The 1,924-nt window shown below is 42.3% G+C and carries 1 protein-coding gene; it reads right to left on the minus strand.

Annotated elements, in window-relative coordinates:
* Positions 1-226: 226 nt before the first annotated feature.
* Entirely contained in the window at positions 227-1,060 is an 834-nt protein-coding gene (locus tag AB4503_RS25360) for a hypothetical protein (protein WP_372115911.1), read from the minus strand.
* Between the last annotated feature and the right edge of the window lie 864 nt (positions 1,061-1,924).

The raw sequence follows: 1,924 nt of genomic DNA on the forward strand, positions 1-1,924 counted from the left end.
GCCCCTTATTGATGGCCATTATAGCGATCTTTTTTATCCTTCCTTTCTTGCACGGCCTTTCTTATAAAAAACCGTGAATAGAGAAATCCCTTCCGAATGAGACTGCGTGCGCAAGATAACCCTGAATAACCTGTTGGGAGAAACAAGAAAAATGAGAGATAAAGCAGGGTAGGATAAGGTTCAGACGTGCTGATCCCTCCGCTTTCGCGGAGACAAAAATATCCCTTTAATTAGGGGCTAAGTCGGGTTGATACTCACTAAAGAAGGCTGAGGTTGTTTGAGCGTACATGTTTAATGTTGACGCATTGAAGATCTCTTGTATCCCTGACGCGATCTTACGGAAAGAGAGCCACTGAAAGCTCAGTCCTTTCTTGGTCTGGCGTTCCCGTGTTGCGAGGATCAATTCGCTGATGTTGGTGTAACGCACGACTTTTAAGTCATTAAAGAAGCGAGGTGTAAACTGTTTGTACGCGGGTGCACTGCGTATCGTCCCTTCGTCTTGGTCGACACACACATTGATCCGCTCACTGTGAAAATAGCTGGCACGCTTTAGATACTTCACCGCTTTAGCAAAGGACTTCGGCGAAATAAACTCTCCAAAGCGCAACGCATAATCTTCTTGAAGCTGGTCGTAGCTGATGGTTTTCAATCCCGCTTCGGTGGGCAAACCGATGCGCCCGCCAATGAGGTCTGTGTTCGGCAGAGTGCACGCTAATACTTTCGCAATTAAGGTGCGACACTGCACATTATTCACCGCTTCACCGCCCCATGCATTGAGTGACGGGAAACGATTGGGGTTGGTAATAAATTCTTCACACCCTTTTAAGATCCGCGCGTATTCTGGCGGCAGGGTTTCTACTTTACCGCTTCGAAGCAACCGGCGAGACTTGAATCCGATCTCAAAAGGCGTCTTAGGGTTCCGCGCGTTCTCTTCTTCAACGACACGTTGATACAATTCAATCAAATCCAGTTTCCGATCCTTACGCTTACGGCGATACTGCGCATCGTAACTCGATTTATCGAGCGGGGGAGGGGAGGAGTCGTGTCCAGGCGTCTTCATAACATTCACCGTCCACGTTTAAAACACACAGCACTTCATCCCGAGGGATAAACAAGCGGTGTGATTGAGAATGTGTTGTTTGGGCTTTAGCCCACGCCAAGGCTGAGTCAAAGGAGTCATATTTTGAGGTCCAATAGGTTTTTGAGGTTGTTCAGATTCCACACCAAACAATGAAATTTCAACCTATCTCAACCGAAAAAATAAATCAAACGCCGGTTTTTTAGACACAAAAAAGCCGTCTACTATTGGAAAGACGGCTTTTTTGCGAATGCTATATAGTCGAGTTGGAGGCCCAACACACTCTAAACCTTAAGAAAACACACTACATAAGGCACTACTGGTTAGCGAGCAATGTCGTGTGTTTTAACTTTATAGACCTCATGTAAGTATAGCGTGTCGTCGCCTGGTATTTCAATCTTTAAGTAACCTTGTGGTTTTTTCCTTTACATAATCTAAATAATACGCACGGATAAAAAACCGATAAATAACAAAAAGATAACAAATAACCTTAGAAAAATTTATAGCACATTGAGGGATTGAAATTAAAATAATTAATATATTAATTATGTCTAATAACAATAGCGCCAACATTAAACACCCATTTATTTTCTTTAAAATCAGCACCTTAATTTGGTGCGTATTATTTAGATTATGTTAAATTCAAGAAATGATAAGTAAGTCACAAACTCAACAAAATTAGACGCCAGTGAGCGATTACATGACTCATTGATGTTTCGGTCTAAACGAGAGCGTTTCGGTTTTTTCTATTTAGGAAGACTTTTGTATGAATTTTAAATCAGAATGTAGGGTTGAGAACAAGGAAGTCGGTATCGCTTTTAATCTCTCATCAAAGGCGAATAAAAC

It is taken from the genome of Vibrio sp. 10N.222.55.B11 (genome assembly GCF_041473705.1).
GTDB classification, from domain to species: domain Bacteria; phylum Pseudomonadota; class Gammaproteobacteria; order Enterobacterales; family Vibrionaceae; genus Vibrio; species Vibrio crassostreae_C.

Coding starts and splice junctions, on each gene's coding strand:
- AB4503_RS25360 (WP_372115911.1), bottom strand. CDS start 1,060: ATGAAGACGCCTGGACACGACTCCTCCCCTCCCCCGCTCGATAAATCG.